Here is a 19362-nt window from a genome sequence, read left to right as displayed (position 1 = left end):
CGCCGGGCGCTTGAGCAATTTGAAGGCTCCACGCCAGGCGCGCTTGCCCGAAACGACCAGTCCAACTACCAATCTCAAACCCGCAAACTCTCGTTATGACCGAGGGACCGGCGGGGAGCAGGTCAATAAGCATGCGCAGCAGCGCCAGCACCGCCTCCTGGATGCGATCATCCCCGCCTCGGCGCAGGAGGTAGTTGCCATGCGCGCCGAAGTTGCCGTGGATATGCGCCACCGAGGCATCGAGATGCGCGTGCAGGCCGTAATAGGAGGTCTTGCAGCGCGTCGGCACCGTATCGACGCCCGAAAACACCACCACCAGCGGTCGTCCCGGCCGAAAGGTGGCCTCCCAATTCAGCAGATGGAGGCCGTGTTTGAACGCTCCGACTTCAATAATACTCAAGGAAATCTCAAAATGATGTCCGACGCCGGGGCTGCGCCAAGTGTAATCACATCCAGTTAAATCAGCTATCGAAGCCCTGTAAGACAGCGGGCCGGACAAAGGGAGGTCACCTTTGGGGCGTGACCGAGGCGCGGTCGTTGCCAAGGATGACATTGTCGATCAGCATCTCGAAATAGCCGGTCGAGGGCGCGCGGTAGAGACCGGTCTTGAGCACGCAGCGCGGCTCGCCCTCACGCCAGATCAGCGGTAATTGCCGCGCTACGACCTCCTGACCATCGACCCAGAGCCGCGCGAAACCTGGCTCTCCGAACTCGAACTCCAGCACGAAGCCGGTCCAGCGGTCGCGCGGCATCGGCCCGTTCCAGAGCGTCTCGAACCCGTCCGCGTCGCTGCGCGCCACCAGCGACACGCTGCCGTCGGGTTCGAGGTCGAGCGAGATCGGTGGGGACTTGCCCGAGCCGGGCTGAACGCATTGCGCGAGGATCTGCCAATCCTGCGGTGTGGGGACCTCGGAAGGCAGCAAGGCCTCGAGCCCGAGAAACCAGCGCCGCCCCGGCGCGATGCCGCTGTAGATCGTGATCTCGGATCGGTCGGCGCGCGCGCCCTCGGGCGTGGCGCGGCTGAAGATTGACAGCGCGTGCCCCAATCCGCGCCGGTCCGGCACGATCAGCGGCGAAAGAGCGCCGCCTTCCTCACGCCGGGCGAAGCTGCGCGATCCCTCGGTCAGGGCTTCAGAGGTGATCCGGGCTTGTTCGAGGTCGATCCGGTACCAGGCGGCGGCGTGGGTAGGTCCTGAGACAGGCAATGTCGCGAGAATCAAACAAAGAAGCTTTGCCGCTATGCTCTTCATTGCTTCATAAGTGGTCTGCCTGCTCATACTGCCTTTGGCCTCCAAACCAGATCAAAATATTCCGGTGATCGGGTTTATCCCGCCGTACTCGACAGACCTACGCTCGATGTCTCAGTGCATGCAACCATATGCGATCATGAAATCTCGGGGATTCTGGACATCATCAGAAGGTACTACCGAATGAAGGCAGTCTGTTCCACGCAGAGAAATCCAAAGTCAGATGCATCCCGGAATATCCATCGATGTTCCACGCAGTGTTCGAGTCAGGCGCTCGCGAAATTCTGACGTTTTCGTTAACCCCTTCGACAAAAGCGCGAAGTCCGATCGAACGTGTGTTATCCAGAGGTATTGTCGGCTCAAAAACCGTAGTCGTGTCACCACGTTTTCCAATTTCCAAAGAAACTTCTTTTGCGAACACGACTTGCCTTAGATCGTTGTCGATGACGCGATTTTCAGTTCTCTTGTCCGTCTGATGTTCCAAACCGTGCAGGAGGAACTGAGCCTTCACACTTTCAGGAACCGAACTTGTCACCTGATCGGCAACGATCAGGATCCTCGGGCCTTTGGTGGTAAAGAAGAAGCTGCGCCTCGCAGACTCGATCATGGCAGTGCCGTTTCCGACTTTGTAGAGGCTCGGTGCTTTTATATGGAACCCAGACCAGCTTTCGGGCAGATCGCTGATGCTATCGACGGTGCCACTGTTCGTTCTTGGCAAAGGATGCCCATCTTTCGACATGGTACCATGGCATGAATTCACGTCATTCTTGTCGACAAGGGAACATCCAGGAATGAGCCAGACATTGTGCATGAAGGCTGAGCGACCTTTATTTTCCACGACCCACGGACGGCCATTCGTTTCATAAAAGAAGCTGCCGCAATCGTGATCGACGTTATGGGTCAGGTGCAGGGTCGATCCGCAAGCCCAGAGCGACCAGCCTGCCCCCTCTCTGGAAAAGCGCTGCGCAGTGGCCATACCGGATTTGTCAAAAATTATTGTCTCGACCGTATCAGGTATTTCTGATTTGTACGATGGTTGGGGCAGGCATAGCGCCATTAGCAGATATTCGTTTCCTTCCTGCTCCGAAGTGTTGTCTGCTTCCAACAGCTTGTCAAAAGCCGGAATTTCGTCACCGACCGAAGATATGAAGAGCACGACCGTACGGATCCAATCCATAGGGTCGCAATCGCCGAAGGTGGCGAACAATTTGCCGTCGGAGCGGGATGCGTGCAGCATCGTGCGTTTGACCCGTAAGAGGATCGGAAACCGGCCCGCGACGAATCTATTCCAGCTAAGGCCGCTGCGCTGCCATCTCGTCCAGATATACGGAAACAACTCTAGAAGAATAAACTGCAGGTAGTTCAATCCCTCCAAGTAGCATCCATCGTCTAGGCTTTTGTTTAGCGTCGTTAGACACTGTTTCTCGATGTGTGCAGACCACTTGTCGCCCTCGGGACGGATGCAGGAGGCGCCTACCAGATAGGAGAAGTATATGACAAGACCGTGGTTCGTTGATCTCCGCGCCCAATGCCTATGATCAGGAAATCTGTGAAACAGGGGGGCGGAGAAAATGTGCAGATGGGTGAGCCAGCGAGTTCCAAATAAATGGAATTTTTTTTGAACCTGCTCGATCGGAACGGAAAGTGTGCAGGAATAAAGAATTCCGAAAGCTCCCGGAATATATCCGTTCGCCCAGCTGTTTCGCTCCCATTGCCCGTTCTCGGGGCTCGAGGACGCCGAGGGTCGCCAATAGCTCCACGCCATGAGGCAATCAAAGGCCAGCTTCTGGAACTCCTCTATGCGTGACAATAGGCTATATGGATCTTCGGTCAAATGAGGGCTGATCCGGTGAACCTGTTGAAGCTGCATGCAGATGATCGAGGTGTGATAGTAGAATTGTGCTTGCTTTTCCCATAGAAGAACCCATCTCGGAGATGTGTTCTCCACTTTAACCCTGCGGCTTTCCTCGCAATGCGAGAAATGAACGTGCTGAATATCCTGCCCATGAAGGGCCTGAAATTGAACCAGGCATAGGGAGCCTTTGGCGACTTTCACAAAGATATCGCCAGCATCCAAATGCTCTGAAATTCCTAGATCAATGCATCTGTGGGAGTTTAGGTTCAGAAATGCCCTGTTGCCGAATGTGCGAATGCTAATGCTTCCGAGATCAAACCGGGGAAGGGGTGCGACTTGGGAATCACCAATAAGAACCTCGGCACCGCCTGTATTTTTAGATCTGAAGTCTATTGAGAAACTGCCGATCCTGAATTTAGCATCGAACGGCGTATCGTCTAGGCTATAAAATTCTACGAGAATTCCTGTTGATGGCCTTCTGAAAAAGCAGGGGTCGTATGTTTCTCCTTCCTTGAGGAGGAATGCATCAATATGAGGAAAGCCATTTGCTGGCATGAATGGGAAATTGAAGTTCCGTGTGCTGTTTGGTTCAAGGAAGCTGGAAAGCCTTTCCCCAAGATTCCTCGACATTTCTGCGATGTCGTCGGCTTTCGTGTCGCGGATGCCCCGCAGCTGAGTATCTGAGAAAAACATTGTGCATTATTTTTCTTTGTTCCGTGGTGGGACTTTTCAATCCCATGTTATTCATGCTGCGGGGCTACTATTTATTAGGGCATCGGATATTTTTTCTGATGCCCCGTAGCTTCTATTGTAGAGCACTGTTCTCCGCGAACTAGTCTGACAGTTTGTCCAGAAGGTCGCGCCACTGCGCCATGACCGCCATGTGATCGAACCTAGCTGCCAGATCCTTCATGGGCATGGATCGCTCGACGAAACTCAGGGGTGAAGCTTTCGAGGCGGTGTCGTCCTGCATTTCTTGAATGGTCGACATCACATGTTCCGCCATTGCCTCGACCCCCTTGAACACCTGCGTCTCGGGAAAGATCTGATTGGCCCCCAATCGCTCCTTCACCAATGGTATGGCACCCGATGCCATGCCCTCGATCCCCGCCAGATGAAAACTTTCGACATCCGACGTGGAAAGCACCCAACCGATCTTCTGGAACCAGCGCGCCACGTCGGGTCCGTGCGGGTCGAACTGTACCTGATGCGCCAGCCTCGGGTTGTTGCGGATCCTGTAGAATAGGCGGCTGTAGTACTTGTTGGCCTCGGTCGAGTTCCAGAGCCAAGGCAGGTCCCAAGGCATCTTGCTCTTGACGTGCAGGCGGAAGCGCGAATCTTCCTGCGTCAGGAGGTCCAGCAGGTCGACGGCTAGGTCCAGCCTCTTGAGAGAGGGAAGGGCGCCTAGCATGCCGAGGTTGAAAGGTGACCATTCGGTCTTAGGCCGGTCCAGGCCTGCGGCGTCGATCGAATTGGGAATGACCCGAATTTTGTCGTCGGGCCAATTGTAGACGTCGCGGAAATGGGCGGCCATGTGGTTGCTGACCGTGACTACCATGTCGACCTTTTCGATGTCGATGCGCTGGGGGAAATCGGTCGTCATCTCGAAACGGTGGAAACGCACAACGAGCTTCTGGTCCTGTTGCTTGTGCCGGGCGCAAAACACCGCGTTCCCTAAAGCCCATTCGCAGAAGATGAGATCGGCCGATTTCATCGCGGCCAAGGTCTCGGCTTCCCCCCCGTCCTGAAAGCGCGGCCAGATCACATGACTGGTCCGGTAATGGGTGTTGTTGAACAACTTAGCGTTTAGGTCGCCCATGAATTTTAGGTCGTGTCCCACCACTAGCAGACTTTCGCGCACCGCGCCCCGAGGCGGGTGGGGGCGGAGCGGCTCGGCCCGCTCGAAGATCGTCTCGAGCCGTCGGGCCACGTTCGACATTCGATGTGGCTCGATCCGCTCGCGGGCGAATTCGAGTGCCTTGGCCGGATCGATTTCGCCTGCTACCAGCGCCTTCAGCCGCGCCAAGAGCTGTTCCGTGGAGTTCGCATAGAGCGGATAATGGGGACCGAAATACGCCACATGGGCGGGGGTGCGATTAAGGATCGGCGCCACGCCCGACGCCGCATATTCGATCAGCTTGGTCGAGATCTCCGGGCTGCCTGTGAGCGTGTCGTGCCTGAAGGCGTAGCCGATGTCGAAGCTGGCCAGCTCGGCCTGCAGCGTCTCTCGGCTGACCGCGCCGTGCCAGACAAATCCACGCCCGGCCTCCAGGCGCGGTCGGACACGCTCGGTGAACCCGTCCGAAGAGGCATTGAACTTGTCGCCGTAAACATGCAAGTTGATAGGGCTGTCTTCACCTCCGAGCGCATCCTGCGCGTCCAGCATCTCCTCGATCGCCCAAGCCGTCGCGAACTTGCCGGCGTAGATCATGCGCAACGGTCGGGGGGCGGCCTCGGTAGCTGTATCGCGTGCCGTTTGGGGAGCCCGTTCGAAGAAGGCATCGGGAATCATCGGAGGTAGAATTGAGATCCGTGGCGTGGCGGCCGGGGACAGCTCCTCGATGAAAGCGGCCAGATGCCGGGTTTGGCACAGAACCAGTGCCGCAGCCTCGATCGTTTCGGCCAGCTTCGCGATCTCGGGGCTGTCGGGCGCGGCCCAGAGCAGATCTTCGTCTATGTCCGTGAGGTAAACCATCAGCTTCGCGCGCCGATCCGGCAGCGTTGCCATATGGTGCGCCGCGGCCCGACCCCTAACCAGAAGGTAGTCATAGGACACAAGCCGCTCAAGAATGGCAATGGCGTCGCCCGCGGCAAGGGGAGGGAGAACCGTGCCCTTTGCTAGGGAGGAAATGCCCGACCCAGTGAAGAGCCGGTCGGAGGGAAGCCACTGCCGGCTTACCCCACTCAGCTTTTCGGCGAAGTCGCGGGGGGCGGCATAGGACAGCAGATCGACATCCGTGTCCGGCATTTGGGACAATGTTTGACAAATCGAACGCAACCAGATCGCCGAGCCGTCGACAATGGCAGTATTGATCGGGGCATAGACGAGAATCCGTTGGCCGGCCAAAGATGCGGCCGCCACTTCGCTGTCCTGAACAGTCGAGGATTGCAGAGCGCTCATTGCGAGTTTTCCTTTTGGACCACATGCAACCGGTTTTCAGGAACTACGGTGATCAACCGGGTTCTCTGAGTTTCGTCTATGACGACGCGATCAGCTACGGGTAGCAGAAAATAGGGCAGGACCGCCTCGTCCTTCATCCGCTCCAGATGCAGGATCACGGGCAGCCGCTTGCGCCGAGCGGTTGAAACGATATCGCGCAAGGCTTTTATGTCAGGGGACCAAGTGCCTTCAGCGACGTCCCGCCACGCCGATTGCCCGCTATCCGGACCAAGCCGAATGCGAATGGCAGTAGCGTTTCCAGTCGCAGTCCGAGATTTTGTAGCGCCATCTACCACGTCGCCCTCCAGAGGAGCCTGCCAGTAATTGGGTGTCAGTATTTCCAGTGCGCCGCTCCGCTTCTGAGCGAAGACTCCATGCCAAGGAAGACTCAGTAGGGAGGAGGGCCGAAGATGGATTTCTTCGAAGCTTCGCGCACAATCCTCTACGGGGCAGAAGAGCGGTGCGGCACCGATATGGTCGAACGCATTGTGATGCCATCCCTGTAGGCAGACACCGAAATAGCGCGCTCCCTCTGGGGCAGGCAGCCGCTCCAATACGTGCCGCAATCCCTCATCTACACGAATATACTTGAATAAAGGAAACTTTTCGGAAGATAGGTAATCGGCACCCTCGATTTCTAAGCGGTGGCCTTCGGCATCGAAGGCATAGAGAGATAGAACCATGCCCTTGCGGGTGCTGCCACCTCGGCTAGCACCTGTGACGGTAAAATTTAATGCCAAGGGGCTAGTCTTGTCGTCCACTTTGCGCATGGCGACTAGTGGTGCCTCCGGACCAGAAAGATCTTCGTAAACGCCAAACCATTTTTCTCGTGTCACCCAGTCATCAGCCAAACTTTCAAGAAGGGATACCGGCAGCTGGGACGAGCCTAGGGTCTTAGCCAAGTCCATGCCGGGAAAACTGTGCAATTTCCGAATTTGGCTGTCGGACAAAATAATCGGCCTGTCTCCCTCCCTAGAGATAAGTCGCAATAAGACATAGTTGAAGGGTGCCGGGCTTTGGCACGACAACGACAATCTCGCATTGGCGGTAGTCACTGTAATTTCAAAGCGCTGGGTTTGTTTGGTCTCAGATAATGCGTGGGTTTCGACCATCAGAACGGATTCGGTTCCGGGGATTGTCGATACCTCAATCTCAAATTGAACGGACTTGGCGTTATTAGGGAGTTCGAGAAGTGCTTCGGCGCCGTGCTCGTCTATGATGAGGGGGACTTTTTTGGATTTTATTGCGCTATTTGGAATGCCGACGTCTGAAATATTCTCCACTTCCATCAGGTCAATGGAAACTGCAGTCATCTCAGAAAGAATAAGTGGAGATACCTCCGCTTTTTCGTGGAGAAATTCATCTCTAAGATCGTGGATTGCTATTTCGACTTCTGCCGTACCTTCTGGGAGGTAAATGGCGCGCTCAAACCAGTTGCCGCATTTAGGGTTAATATATCGATATGAGCCAAACTTTTCTGAATGCCTTAACCAACTCGGTGCCGGCAAATTCCTGCTTTCCGAATCACGAAATTGAAAGGAAAGAATAGCTGCTTTTTCTCTTCCGGCATCGGCTCCGTCCAGCCTTCCTAAAATGATGAATTTTTTTAAGCCGGTGGTTGGTAGGTGCACAATACGTCTTGACCCTTCGACAGGGCCTTCTAGCGCGCGAATTGCGTCTTTGATGCGGCTCAGAGCGGCAAAAGGGGGGGCAACCGGAAAGCGGCCTGCTTCAGAAATAATGTAGTGAAGTCTGTCAAATTTTTCTTTGTATTCCGAGCCGCGCCTTTCAGCCTCTACCAGCTTAGCGGCCATTTCGTCTAACTCAACTTTCCGCGCGTCCTGATCTCTGGAATAAAGAATGTCTTTTGCATGGCGCCAAGCATCTTGGACCAACTTTTCTCGCAGCACAGGATCAGAAGGTAGGAGGTCGCTGGAAGTGGATATCATTCGTTCGCTTGATTCAGAGAGGTTGCGGGTCAACTTGATCAGTTCCTTGAACCTATTTATTCGAGAAGTTTAACAACGCAGGTTTGCTGAAAGGTTTGAAGCGAAGCGTTATTTGTAAAAAAGTGATTTTTGAAATCTAAGCGGCGATAGTGGTTTCTATAGCATGCTTTCATAAGCTTTTTAGGGCGTATTTCAGGTGAACTCAAGTGCTCAAAATGCTGAAATACCTGCATTGATTGTATGTGATTATTCTTGCCTGTGTTGCGTGTTTGGATTGATTCATCTATATTTGCAATACAATTTTCTGGATGTGGTTGCCCCAAAGTTTGCAATCAAAATTCGATGGTTCGTAGAAGATATTTCGACGCCGTTCTTTGATCTGCATGAACAGATCTTTTTCGCATCCAAATTCCTCGAAGTCCTTCCTGTATCGATATGATTTATGTCTAAGGTGTGTATTAGTAGGCGATGCCTTGTGCAGTATGCCTTTTCATCTAGTAGCTGCAGGACTGCAAATCACTGTTCTGATCGGGCCTGGATCTGAAACACCGCCTCCGCGAACACCTCTATATCCCAGCCCTTCACCTCCCGCGCGATTGCGTCGCGCGCCGCGTCTTGGTCCGGTCTGTCGGCAAAAGCGATCACCGCTTCGATCGCGTCCTTCATGTCGCCGTGCACGTATTCCGTAAATAGTCCACGCGCACCGGGCCAGTCATGCACCACCGGGTAACAACCCGACGCCATGCCTTCGATCACCGCCGTGTGACAGCCCTCGCTGTCGGAGCTCGACAGGATCGTGCCCACCTCGCGGTACCACTGCGCCATGTCGGGGCCCGCCGGGTCGAAGCGGATCGCGGCCGAAAGGTCGGGATCGGCGAAGATCCGTTTGAACACCGCCTCGAAAGCGGCCCGCTCCTCGGGTCGGTTGTCCCAGACCCAGGCGATCTGCCACGGCATGACGCTGCGAACCGCGAGGGTGAAGCGCGGATCGCATGCGTGCAGCGCCGCAAAGAAGTCGATGGCGCGGTCAAAGCGCTTGTGGCCGAAGGGGTTGATGCCGACGAGGCCGAGCGTGAAGCGGGCCTGCGGCGTCTTAAGACGGCGCAGCTCGGCCCAGTCGATATATTGCGGCATCACGTGGATCCGCGCCGGATCGACGCCGTGGCGCTCGACCATCAGGTCGCGGAAATGGTCCGACACCACGATCAGCGCGTCCACTGCCTCCCAGTCCACCCGCTCGGGAAAGTCGCGGAACGCCTCGAAACGGTGCAGCCGCACGATCAGCCGCGTGCCCGCGCGCTTGTTGCGGCTGTGCCAGACCGCGTTCTCGCAGCACCATTCGCAGAACACCGTGTCGACGTCCTCGGGCACCTGCAGCGACCCCGCCGGCTTGACCGTGCTGGCCCAGTCCTGCCAGCGGATCGAGACCTGCCCGTCGGCGGCAACGCGGTCGAGAAACCCCATGAGGAATTTGCGCTCGTGGGTGGCGATCAACAGCCGTCGCGGCCGGTCGGTCAGTGGCGGCGCACCGGCCTTGTGCCCACGGATCGCCCGGCCCAGCCGGTCGGCCAGCGGGCCGGGGGCGAAGTGCGCCGCGATTTCGCCGATGCGGACGCGGGCAGCGGCGTAGGCCGCGCCGTCGCGGGTTTCCATCAGCTCGGCCGTGCGCGCCACCGGGTCCTCCCGCGCGATGTCGACCAGATAAGGGTAGTCGGCGCCGAAGAGCGACCGGTTCAGCGCCGTGTCGTTGAGGATCGGCGGCACACCCAGCGTGCAGAACTCGACGATCTTGGTCGAGATCTCGATGACGTCGTCGTAATGCGTGTGGCGCAGGCACCATGCGAAATCGGCGCGGCCCATGCGGGCCTTGGCCTCTGCATGCGGCAGCCCGCTGGCGAGGCTCGCGTTCGGCACCGCGCCCGCGCGGATCTCGTCACGAAAGGCGTCCATCTCGGAGAAGAAGGCCTTGTGACGCGAGCGCCAGGTATCCTTGCCGGCAATGATGTCGAGTCCGAGGCCGGGCCTGCCGGCAAGGCCGCGACCGAATTCCACGAGCCAGTCGAGGCCGTATTGCGGGTCGATCTTGCCGCTGTAGCACAGCGTTGCGGGACGCGCGGGGTCGCGTGTCTCTGCCACCGCTTCGCCGGTTTCGACGAAGACGATGGGCGGCACGACATGCACCACGTTGCCGGGATAGTCCGACAGGCTCTCGAGCGCGTGCTTGGCAATCTCGCTCTGCACCACCAACGGCATCCGCGCGGCGCGGCCGCGGCCGATCCAGACCGGCTCGGTCTCGGTGGGGTCGGGAATCGCACCGGGGGCATAGCCTACCAGCCGCGTCCGGCAGCCCGGATCGGCGAGCAGTGCCTCGATAAAGCTCGTGCCGCGCGCGAAAAGCCGGTCGAAGCGGCCGCCATGCTCGGGCGCGGCCTCGATCGCGGTGAGCGCCCGCGACAGGGTCTCGGGTGCGAGCGGGCCTTCGGGGCCGCCGAGGGCGGCGATGCCGACCGGGTCGATCCTCTTGATACTGTCGGGCAGCTCGTGCGCCAGCACCGGGGCGGTGAGCGGGTGCGTCAGCACCAGCGTCACGTCGAGATCCTCCTGCAGGGCGAGCAGCTTGCATACGTTCAGGAGCCAAATCGTCGAGCCGTCGATCAGGTTGAAGTTCTGTTCTGCGAGAACCGCGACTCTCACGAGGCCACCTCCTTGCGTGCATCAGCCAGCGTATCGGTGTCCGAAGGCGTTTCACCGGGCAGGGGAACATCCGGCACTTCACCTGCAACCGGGTCGATTTCCGCGTCCACCAGCCCCGCGACGGAGCGGTAGAGCGGCGCGCGGGAGCGGTCGATCGGCCCGAGGATCTCGATCCGCCAGCCGCGTTCACGCGCCAGCCGGACGGCGTCGAGCATTTGGCGGTTGAGCCGCATGTTGGCGATCGACCAGAGCCCGTCCCATTCGCCGCCCGCTTCGCCTTCGGCCTCGAGCCCGGCCCAATCGATCACGAACAGCCCCGGTTCGGCGGCGGCCATATGTCCCAACAGGTTCTGCCGGGTCAGTTTCTTGAAGCCCTGTTTCGCGGCCAGATCGCGGCAGGGGCCGATCCCGGCCACGGCGCGCTGGCGGCCGAACATCACCTGCGGCAGCGCGCGCTGGTCGAAGCCCGGCCCCTCCGGCATCGAGGAGGAGAGCCGCGCGTCGCCCGCGATCCGCGACAACCGCAGCCGGGCATCCGCCGCGACCGCCTCGAACCGTTCGACCATCGGGCTCACCCGCTCGGACCAGTGCAGCATCTCGGAGACCGGCGCTGCGGGTACGGCCTCGGCACCGAGACGCCCTTCCAGCAGCTCGGCCAGCCATTCCATGTCGCCCTCGGGAAAGAGATGCCCGCCGATCTCGCGCGCCACCGCGTCGAGCGGCGGCATGTCGGTCATGAAGACCGGCTTACCATGCGCGGCGGCGGCATAGGGTTTGAGCGGCGCGACCATCTCGGTGGCGGCGCCGCGGCGGCGCGGCAGCACCACCGCATCGGCGAGGCGGTAATAGCCGTCCACCGCCCCGAGCGGCAGCTGCGGCACGAGATGCAGGTGATCGAGCACTCCGGCGGTCCGCGCGGCAGCGCGCAGTCGGTCATGCGCCGGGTCACCGGTGCCGCCCACCAGCCCCTTGGGGACGGAAGAGCCGACCACCATCAGCGCCGCGTCGACGCCGCGCCCGCGCAGCAGCGCCAGCAGCCGGGGCAGGTCCTCCACCCCCTCATAGGCGTTGAGCGAGCCTATATAGGCCAGAAGGTGCCGCGCGGTGACGCCCAGCTCGCCGCGCGAGGGGCCGCGCAGGCCGGCACGCGGCAGCGACATGCCGTTCGGCACAAGCCGCACCCGACCCGTCGGCACGCCGCGCCGCACCAGTTCGTCGCGCATCTCGCCGGTCAGGGTGAAGACGGTCTCGGCCTGCCGCGCCAGCCGGGTCTCGGCCTCGACGCAGCGCGCGAATTCCGGATCCTCAGCCCAGCCGGGCTCCTGCGCCGCGCGGCTCAGCTCCCAGAAGCCGCGCTGCTCGTAGAAGAAGGGGATCTCCAGCCGCCGCGCGACATTGACCGCGGGTTCGCCATTCTCCCAATCGGAAGCGGCCATGACGGCGGCGGGGCGGAACACCGAGATCGCCTTGAACAGAGCCATTTCGGCCATCCGCAGCCGGGCCCGGCGAGGAGTCTGCGGCAGCGCCGGGGAGGGCAGATTAAGGTAGCGCACTCCGTCGATCCGATGCTCGACATGCGTCTTTTCCTGCCGCGGGAACCCCTCGATGTCCCAAGGCCGGCCGGGCCGGGTCAGCACCAACACGTCGCGGCCGCGCGCGATCAGCGCCCGTGCCACTTCGTGGGTACGCACGGCATAACCGTTGCTGGAATGCGGCAGGGCATGGCTGACCACATAGGCCAGCCGGTCCGGGAAGCGCCAACCCTGGGCGGCGGAACGATCGCTCATGAAATCTCCCGAGGCGATGGGGCGCCGGTGGTGCGCGCGGCTTTGCGGTGAAGGGGGCGCTTGGGCATGCGGCTCAGCCCGAAAGGCCGCCATGCGGCATGTCCGGGCGGATCGACCGATCCTCGCGCCAGCCATCCTGCAGGTAGTGCAGCAGCGGGTTCGCGCCGGTCGCCGAGATGTCGGGGTAGAGGTCGAGGTAATGCCCGGTCGAGAAATGCGGGCCGGGATCGCGCCGATCGGCGGCGCCATGCGCGAGGTAGTGCCGCGCCGGGTCGAGCCCGGCCCGCGCCACGTCGGGGTTCTGCGTGAGATACCATTTCGTGTCGAACAGCCCCGAGCCCCGGATCACCCGCAGCGCGCGGCGGCGGCGCAGCGGCGGCAGGGCCCGCAGCAGCAGGCGATAGACCGGGTTGGGGCGCGGCGGCACCATGCATAGCACCGGCCGCTCGGCGCGTAGCCGCGCCAGTTCGCGCTCCAGTCGGCAGGTCTCGATGTAGCGCGTCTCGATCTCGGCCTGAAGCTCCAGCAGGAGCGGCGGCAGGCCAGAGGTTCTGGTGCTTTGCGACACGGCGCCTGACATTGGCTTCTCCCCGACAACCCGAAGGCCTGATGGCCTTGAAACCTTCGGATGTAAAGTGTCATGCCCTTGCGGGGCGGGCCTGGAATCCGCCCCGAAACCGGCCACAGGAGCCATGTCATGCCCGCCTTTCCGCGCTTCTTCGACGCGCAATGGTACTTGGTCGCGCATCCCGACGTTGCCTCGGGCGGCGGCGACCCGCGCCGGCATTACCTGCGGCACGGGCGGCGCGAAGGGCGCAGGCCCTGCGCGCTGACCGCCGCCGATCGCGAGCGCGACCTGCGGCATGGGCTGCTGCGCGATGGCGCGGCGACGCTCGAGGCGATGGCGCAAGACGCGGCGCTGCCCGAGGCCGAACGGGTCTGGGCGCGGCTGGCGCTGGCGCGCGCCGCGGCGCGCGACGGCGACTGGGCAGGGGCGGCGGGCTGGCTCGACCTCCTCGATCCCGCGCACGACATAATCGACGGCTTCGGACTCATCGACCCGGTGCTGCTGGCCGCCGAGGCGGCGATCGCCACCGGCGACACGGCGCGGGCGCGGCGGCTGCTCCGCCGGGCCGGGCGGCGCTTCGGGTCGCGCCGCGACTTGGCGCTGTCGCTGGCCAACCTGCGCGCCACCGAAGGCGGCTTCGGCTTGGGCTGGCGCACGGCGCTCACGCGGCTCTACGCCCCGGCGGGACTGGCGGTGCCGCGCGTGGCGCCCGGCGCGGGCCCGGCCTTCGATCGCCTCGCGGCGAGGACGGGCCGCCGGAGCCGCTCGGGCCCGCTGGTCAGCGTGGTGATGCCGGCGCGCGATGCCGCCGCCACCATCGGGGCGGCGCTCGACGCGCTCTCGACCCAGAGCTGGCAGGCGCTGGAGGTCCTCGTGGTCGACAATGGCTCGACCGACGCGACGGCGACGGTGGTGCGCGACCGGGCGGCGCGCGATCCGCGGATCCGGCTGATCGACGGGGCGACCGAACCCGGCGCCTATGCCGCGCGCAATCTCGGTGCGGCGCAGGCGCAGGGCGCCTTTCTCACCGTGCACGATGCCGACGACTGGTCGCATCCCGCCAAGATCGCGTTGCAGGTCCGGGCGCTGCTGGGCCGGCCAGAAACGATGGCGAGCCAGTCGCACTGGGTCCGCGCGACGCCGGATCTTCGGTTCACCCGCTGGTGGGGTGAACGCGGCCTCGTGCATCCCAACATCTCCTCGCTGATGATCCGTGCCGAGGTGCTGGAGCGCTTGGGCTACTGGGACCGGGCGCGGGCCGGAGCCGACACCGAATATGCCGACCGGATCCGCGCGGCCTTCGGCGCGGGCGCGGTGATCGAGGTGCGGCCCGGCCTGCCGCTGGCCTTCGGCCGCAGCCATGCGGGCTCGCTCAGCGGCGGCGGTACGGCGGGTATCGACAGCATGTGGGGCGGGGCGCGGCGCGACTACCACATGGCGGCTGCGGCTTGGCATACGCGGGCCACGACCGGCGGGCCAGAGGCGTTGCATCTGCCGCGAAAACCCCGCAACAGACCCTTTCCCGTGCCCCCCGCCCTCGATATCGGCGATCCCGCCCCCAAAGCGACAGACCCCGCGCATAGCCCCGCCGAACGGCTCCGCGCCAGTCCCGGCTTCGATGCGGCATGGCGGTTGCGCAGCCGCCCCGAGCTGCGTCTGACGGGGAGCAACCCGGCGCTGCAATGGCTCGCCGAAGGCGCGGCGCAGGCCGAAGATCCCGGACCCTTCTTCAGCGCGAGCGGCGCGCTGCTGGCCGGCTGGCGCGAAAGCGGTGCGCTGCCCGAACCGGCGGCGCCGGCCCTGCTCGACCGGCTGGAGGCGCATGCGCGCGACCTGCCCGACCTCGACGGCGCGCTACCCGCGCCGCGTGCGGATGCGCCGGGCGTGCTCTTCGTGGGTCATCAGGCCGGGTCGCGGATCTTCGGCGCCGAGCGCAGCCTGCTCGACATGCTCGACCGGGCGCGCGTCGCGGGGACGACGCCTTCGCTCGTGCTGCCGCAGATCCTGAACGCCGAATACCTACGGGCAGTGCTGGCGCGGGTGCATCGGCTGCACCTGCGGCCCCTCGGGTGGCTTTATGGCGGGGTCGATCCCGATCCGAGCAGCGTGGCCCTGTTGGCGGATCTGGTCCGGGCCACGGGGGCCACCGCGTTGCATCAAAACACCTGCGTGATGGACGCGCCGCTGCTGGCGGCGCGCGCGGCCGGGGTGCCGGCGGTGGTCTGGCCGCGCGAACTGCCTGCGCAGGATCCGCGTCTGTGCCGCGATCTCGGAGTGCGGCCCGAAGAATTGCGACGGCGCGTGCTCGATCTTTCGGAGAGGATTGTGGCCAATTCCGAGGCGGTGGCCCGCTGGATCGATGCGCCCAAGAAAACCACGGTGGTCCCCAACAGCGTCGATCCGGCACTCCACGACATGCCCTTCGAACCGCAGACGCCGCTGCGGGTGGCGTTGATCGGCAGCCTCTCAGCCGAGAAGGGGGTGGCCGACGCGGCGGCGGTGGCGCGGGTTCTGGCCCGGCGCGGGGCAGCGGCGCGGGTGGTGCTGATCGGGCCACGCAGCACGGCGGTCGCGGCGCTCGGCCGCCTGCCCAAGGGGCTGTCGCATGCGGGTTATGCCGCGAGCCCGGTCGAGGCCATGGCCGGGGCCGACCTCGTGCTCAGCCTGTCGCGCTTTGCCGAAAGCTTCGGGCGCACCGTGCTCGAGGCGATGGCCGCCGGGCGCCCGGTGGTCTGTTACGATCGCGGGACCCCGCCCGAGCTGGTGGGGCGTGACGGGCGGGCTGGTATCGTGGTTCCCGCGGACGATGCCGCCGCAGTAGCAGCAGCCATCGCCGACATCGCCGGGGATCCGGCCCGGCTAGAGGCGATGTCGCAGGCGGCACGCGCGCGAGCGCAAACATTGCGTACACAACCGGAAGATACATCATATTGTGGCGTTTTCACGCCGAGGATTACCTTGCCCAACGTTTAGAGGCTTTCGATTTACTGCCCTTGCTGCTAGCAGGACGTGGCATTTTTTTCTCCGGAGAGTTTCGCATGAAGGTTCTTGTCGTGTTCGGGACGCGTCCCGAGGCCATCAAGATGGCACCGGTGGTGAAGGCGCTTCAGGCCACGCCGGGGATTGAGGCGCGGGTCTGCGTCACCGCGCAGCACCGCCAGATGCTCGACCAGGTGCTGGAGCTGTTCGGCCTGACCCCGGATGTCGATCTCGACATCATGCGCCCCGGTCAGACCCTGACCTCGATCACCGCGAGGATCCTGACCGAACTGCAAGGCGAGCTGGAGCGCGGCGGCTACGACCGGGTGCTGGTGCATGGCGACACCACCACCACCATGGCCGCGGCGCTCGCGGCCTTCTATGCCCGCGTGCCGGTGGGTCATGTCGAGGCGGGTCTCAGGACCGGCGACATGTCCGCACCTTGGCCCGAGGAGATGAACCGCTCGGTGGTGGGCCGGCTCGCCGATATGCATTTCGCGCCGACCGAAGCGGCGCGTGACGCGCTGCTGGCGGAGAACGTCGACCCCGAGACGATCCAGATTACGGGCAACACGGTGATCGATGCGCTGCAGGAGGTGGTCGCCCGTTTCGAGAACGACCCCACGCTCGATGCCGAGATGGCGGCGCGCTTCCCCTTCCTTGACCCCAAGCGGCGGATGGTGCTGGTCACCGGCCATCGACGCGAGAATTTCGGCCTCGGCTTCGAGCAGATCTGCGAGGCTCTGGCCCGGATCGCCGGGCGCGGCGACGTGCAGGTGGTCTATCCCGTCCACCTCAACCCGAACGTTCAGGAGCCGGTGCGCCGGATCCTCGGGCAGGCCTCGGACATGCATCTGATCGACCCGCAGGATTACCTCCCCTTTGTCTGGCTGATGCGCCGCGCGCATTTGATCGTCACCGACTCCGGCGGCGTGCAGGAAGAGGCGCCCTCATTGGGCAAGCCAGTGCTGGTGATGCGCGAAACCACCGAGCGTCCCGAGGCGGTCACCGCCGGCACGGTGCGGCTGGTCGGCACCGACGCGGCCCGGATCGAAGCCGAAACCGTGCGGCTCCTCGACGACGAGGCCGCCTATGTGGAGATGGCCCGCGCGCTCAACCCCTATGGCGACGGTCAGGCCGCGGCGCGGATCGCCAAGACGCTGGCCGACGCCTTGGCCGCGGCCAAGGCGGCCTGACACCGCTTCCGGGGCACCCAGTCGGGTGCCTCGCCTCTTTCCTCCTCCCTTTTTGCCAAGACAGGATTTCTCTTCCATGAGCTTCGACAGGATCTCGATGATCGGCCTGGGCTATATCGGCCTGCCCACCGCTGCGCTCTTTGCCGCCCGTGGCGTGCCGGTCACCGGCGTGGATGTCTCGCAGCGCGTGGTAGACACGATCAACGCCGGCAAGATCCACATCGTCGAGCCCGAACTCGATGGCATCGTCCACAAGGCGGTGACCGAAGGATGGCTGCGCGCCTCGACCACGCCGGAGGCCTCGGACGCCTTCATCATCGCGGTGCCGACCCCGTTCAAGGCCGATCACGAGCCCGACCTGTCCTATATCGAGGCCGCTGCCAAGGCGGTGGCGCCGGTGCTCAAGGCCGGTGATCTGGTAGTGCTCGAGAGCACCTCGCCAGTCGGCGCGACCGAGAAGATGTCAGTCTGGATGGCCGAGGCGCGCCCTGATCTGAGCTTCCCGCAGACCGCAGGCGAGGAGGCCGACGTGCAGGTCGCACATTGCCCCGAGCGGGTTCTGCCCGGACAAGTGGTGCGCGAGCTGGTCGAGAACGACCGGGTGATCGGCGGCATGACCGCGCGCGCCTCGCGCATGGCGGTCGAACTCTACCAGATCGTGGTGCGCGGCGATTGTGTTGTGACCGACGCGCGCACCGCCGAGATGTGCAAGCTGGTCGAGAATGCTTCGCGCGACGTGTCGATTGCCTTCGCCAACGAACTGTCGGTGCTCTGCGACGGCTTCGACATCGACGTGCGCGAGCTCATCTCGCTGGCCAACCGCCACCCGCGGGTCAACATCCTGCAACCTAGCGCCGGTGTAGGTGGCCATTGCATCGCGGTCGATCCGTGGTTCCTGATCGCCAGCGCGCCCGAGCAGGCGCGGCTGATCCGTCAGGCTCGCGAGGTCAATGACGACAAGCCGAAATGGGTACTGGACAAGGGCCGCGACGCGATCCTCGAGACGCTTTCCGCCGCGCCGGGCCGCACCATGTCGGACATCACGGTCGCTTGCCTCGGCCTCGCCTTCAAGCCTGACATCGATGACCTGCGCGAAAGCCCGGCGCTGGCTATCACCCGTGATTTCGGCCGTCTCGGCTGCCGGGTGCTCGCGGTCGAGCCACATATCGAGGAGCTGCCGGGCGATTTTGATGGCCTGCCCGTCGCCCTGACCCCGCTCGACAAGGCGCTTGAGACCGCCGACATCGTCATCGTCCTTGTCAAACACACCGCCTTCAGGAGCCTGCGCGAGGCGATCCCCGAAGGCCGGACGCTGATCGACGTCGTCGGGATCTGATAACGAAAGGGGCGATCGACGCGGTTTCGATCGCCCTGCCGAATGCTGGAAAATGATGGCAAATGCTGACAGTCCGGATGATGCCGGACTACTCCATGTTGTCGCCAACAGGCCTCGATCCGTCCAGCATGGTTCCCGATAGGCCGGAATTGCCGCCGATGCGGCTCTTGGCGCAGGCTATGGCGAAACTTGCAGGCATGCGCTCGCGATCAGTGCGCACTTGAACGTGGCGGTGGCGCTTGAGAGCCACAGCGTGGATTGGCTCTGTCGATCTGGTCGCCCGGAGATCGAAAATGCGCCGCGCCCTCCCCCTCGATGCGAGCGTTTCAATCCTCTTCAGCGAGTGCATGGCGCTGCACCGCGTGAAAGGCAGGCCCAGCCCATCGATGGTATGAGCAGATTTTCCAAATATACAGAATTTGAGAATACGACCGTTTTAGAACGCCGACAAAAGATGCGCGGCCTTGGTTGAGAGGGTAGGGCAAGGGGAGGCGGCAGGCTTCATCTCCTTTGCGGCCAAAGGCGCAGACCGAAGCTGAAGGTTCCGTTCCAACCACAACGCGCTACTGAATTGGATAAGATTGCCCTTTC

The 19362-nt window shown here is 62.6% G+C and carries 11 protein-coding genes; 3 read left to right on the top strand and 8 right to left on the bottom strand.

Features of this window, described 5'->3' with window-relative positions:
- The 8 genes from ACJASC_RS17015 to ACJASC_RS16980 form a co-directional block, all read right to left on the bottom strand.
- A partial coding sequence (locus ACJASC_RS17015; protein WP_415147054.1) for a hypothetical protein occupies positions 1-400 on the bottom strand: 400 nt, incomplete at its 3' end.
- 106 nt (positions 401-506) lie between these two features.
- Positions 507-1205, bottom strand: coding sequence for a heparin lyase I family protein (locus tag ACJASC_RS17010; RefSeq protein ID WP_415147053.1), 699 nt, complete (start codon positions 1203-1205; stop codon positions 507-509).
- Positions 1206-1413: 208 nt separating this feature from the next.
- On the bottom strand, positions 1414-3795 hold the full coding sequence (locus ACJASC_RS17005; protein ID WP_415147052.1) for a hypothetical protein: 2382 nt from the start codon (positions 3793-3795) through the stop codon (positions 1414-1416).
- A gap of 139 nt (positions 3796-3934) precedes the next feature.
- Positions 3935-6223: a glycosyltransferase gene (locus ACJASC_RS17000; protein WP_415147051.1), complete on the bottom strand. Its 2289-nt coding sequence runs from the start codon at positions 6221-6223 to the stop codon at positions 3935-3937.
- Complete coding sequence (locus ACJASC_RS16995; RefSeq protein WP_415147050.1) at positions 6220-8244, bottom strand: hypothetical protein; 2025 nt, start codon at positions 8242-8244, stop codon at positions 6220-6222. The genes ACJASC_RS17000 and ACJASC_RS16995 overlap by 4 nt, the downstream gene beginning before the upstream one ends.
- A 483-nt stretch (positions 8245-8727) precedes the next feature.
- Positions 8728-10905 (bottom strand): glycosyltransferase family protein, encoded by a 2178-nt coding sequence (locus ACJASC_RS16990; RefSeq protein WP_415147049.1) that lies wholly within the window; start codon positions 10903-10905, stop codon positions 8728-8730.
- Positions 10902-12692, bottom strand: coding sequence for a glycosyltransferase (locus tag ACJASC_RS16985; RefSeq protein WP_415147048.1), 1791 nt, complete (start codon positions 12690-12692; stop codon positions 10902-10904). Before ACJASC_RS16985 ends, ACJASC_RS16990 begins: the two co-directional genes overlap by 4 nt.
- Before the next feature lie 73 nt (positions 12693-12765).
- Positions 12766-13272, bottom strand: a complete 507-nt coding sequence (locus tag ACJASC_RS16980) for a hypothetical protein (protein ID WP_415147047.1) — start codon at positions 13270-13272, stop codon at positions 12766-12768.
- Positions 13273-13389: 117 nt separating this feature from the next.
- Here ACJASC_RS16980 and ACJASC_RS16975 point away from each other — a divergent pair, with 117 nt between their 5' ends.
- The 3 genes from ACJASC_RS16975 (at position 13390) to wecC (ending at position 18771) form a co-directional block, all read left to right on the top strand.
- A complete protein-coding gene (locus ACJASC_RS16975; protein WP_415147046.1) occupies positions 13390-16233 on the top strand; it encodes a glycosyltransferase in 2844 nt (947 codons plus the stop codon).
- Between the two features lie 65 nt (positions 16234-16298).
- Entirely contained in the window at positions 16299-17435 is a 1137-nt protein-coding gene (gene wecB, locus ACJASC_RS16970; RefSeq protein WP_415147045.1) for a non-hydrolyzing UDP-N-acetylglucosamine 2-epimerase, read from the top strand.
- 76 nt (positions 17436-17511) lie between these two features.
- A complete protein-coding gene (gene wecC, locus ACJASC_RS16965; RefSeq protein ID WP_415147044.1) occupies positions 17512-18771 on the top strand; it encodes a UDP-N-acetyl-D-mannosamine dehydrogenase in 1260 nt (419 codons plus the stop codon).
- Positions 18772-19362: the final 591 nt, after the last annotated feature.

This window comes from Limimaricola cinnabarinus (genome assembly GCF_047631075.1).
Lineage (GTDB): Bacteria > Pseudomonadota > Alphaproteobacteria > Rhodobacterales > Rhodobacteraceae > Limimaricola > Limimaricola cinnabarinus.
The sequence above is the reverse complement of the archived record's forward strand: the minus strand, read 5'-3'. Positions and strand labels throughout refer to the sequence as shown.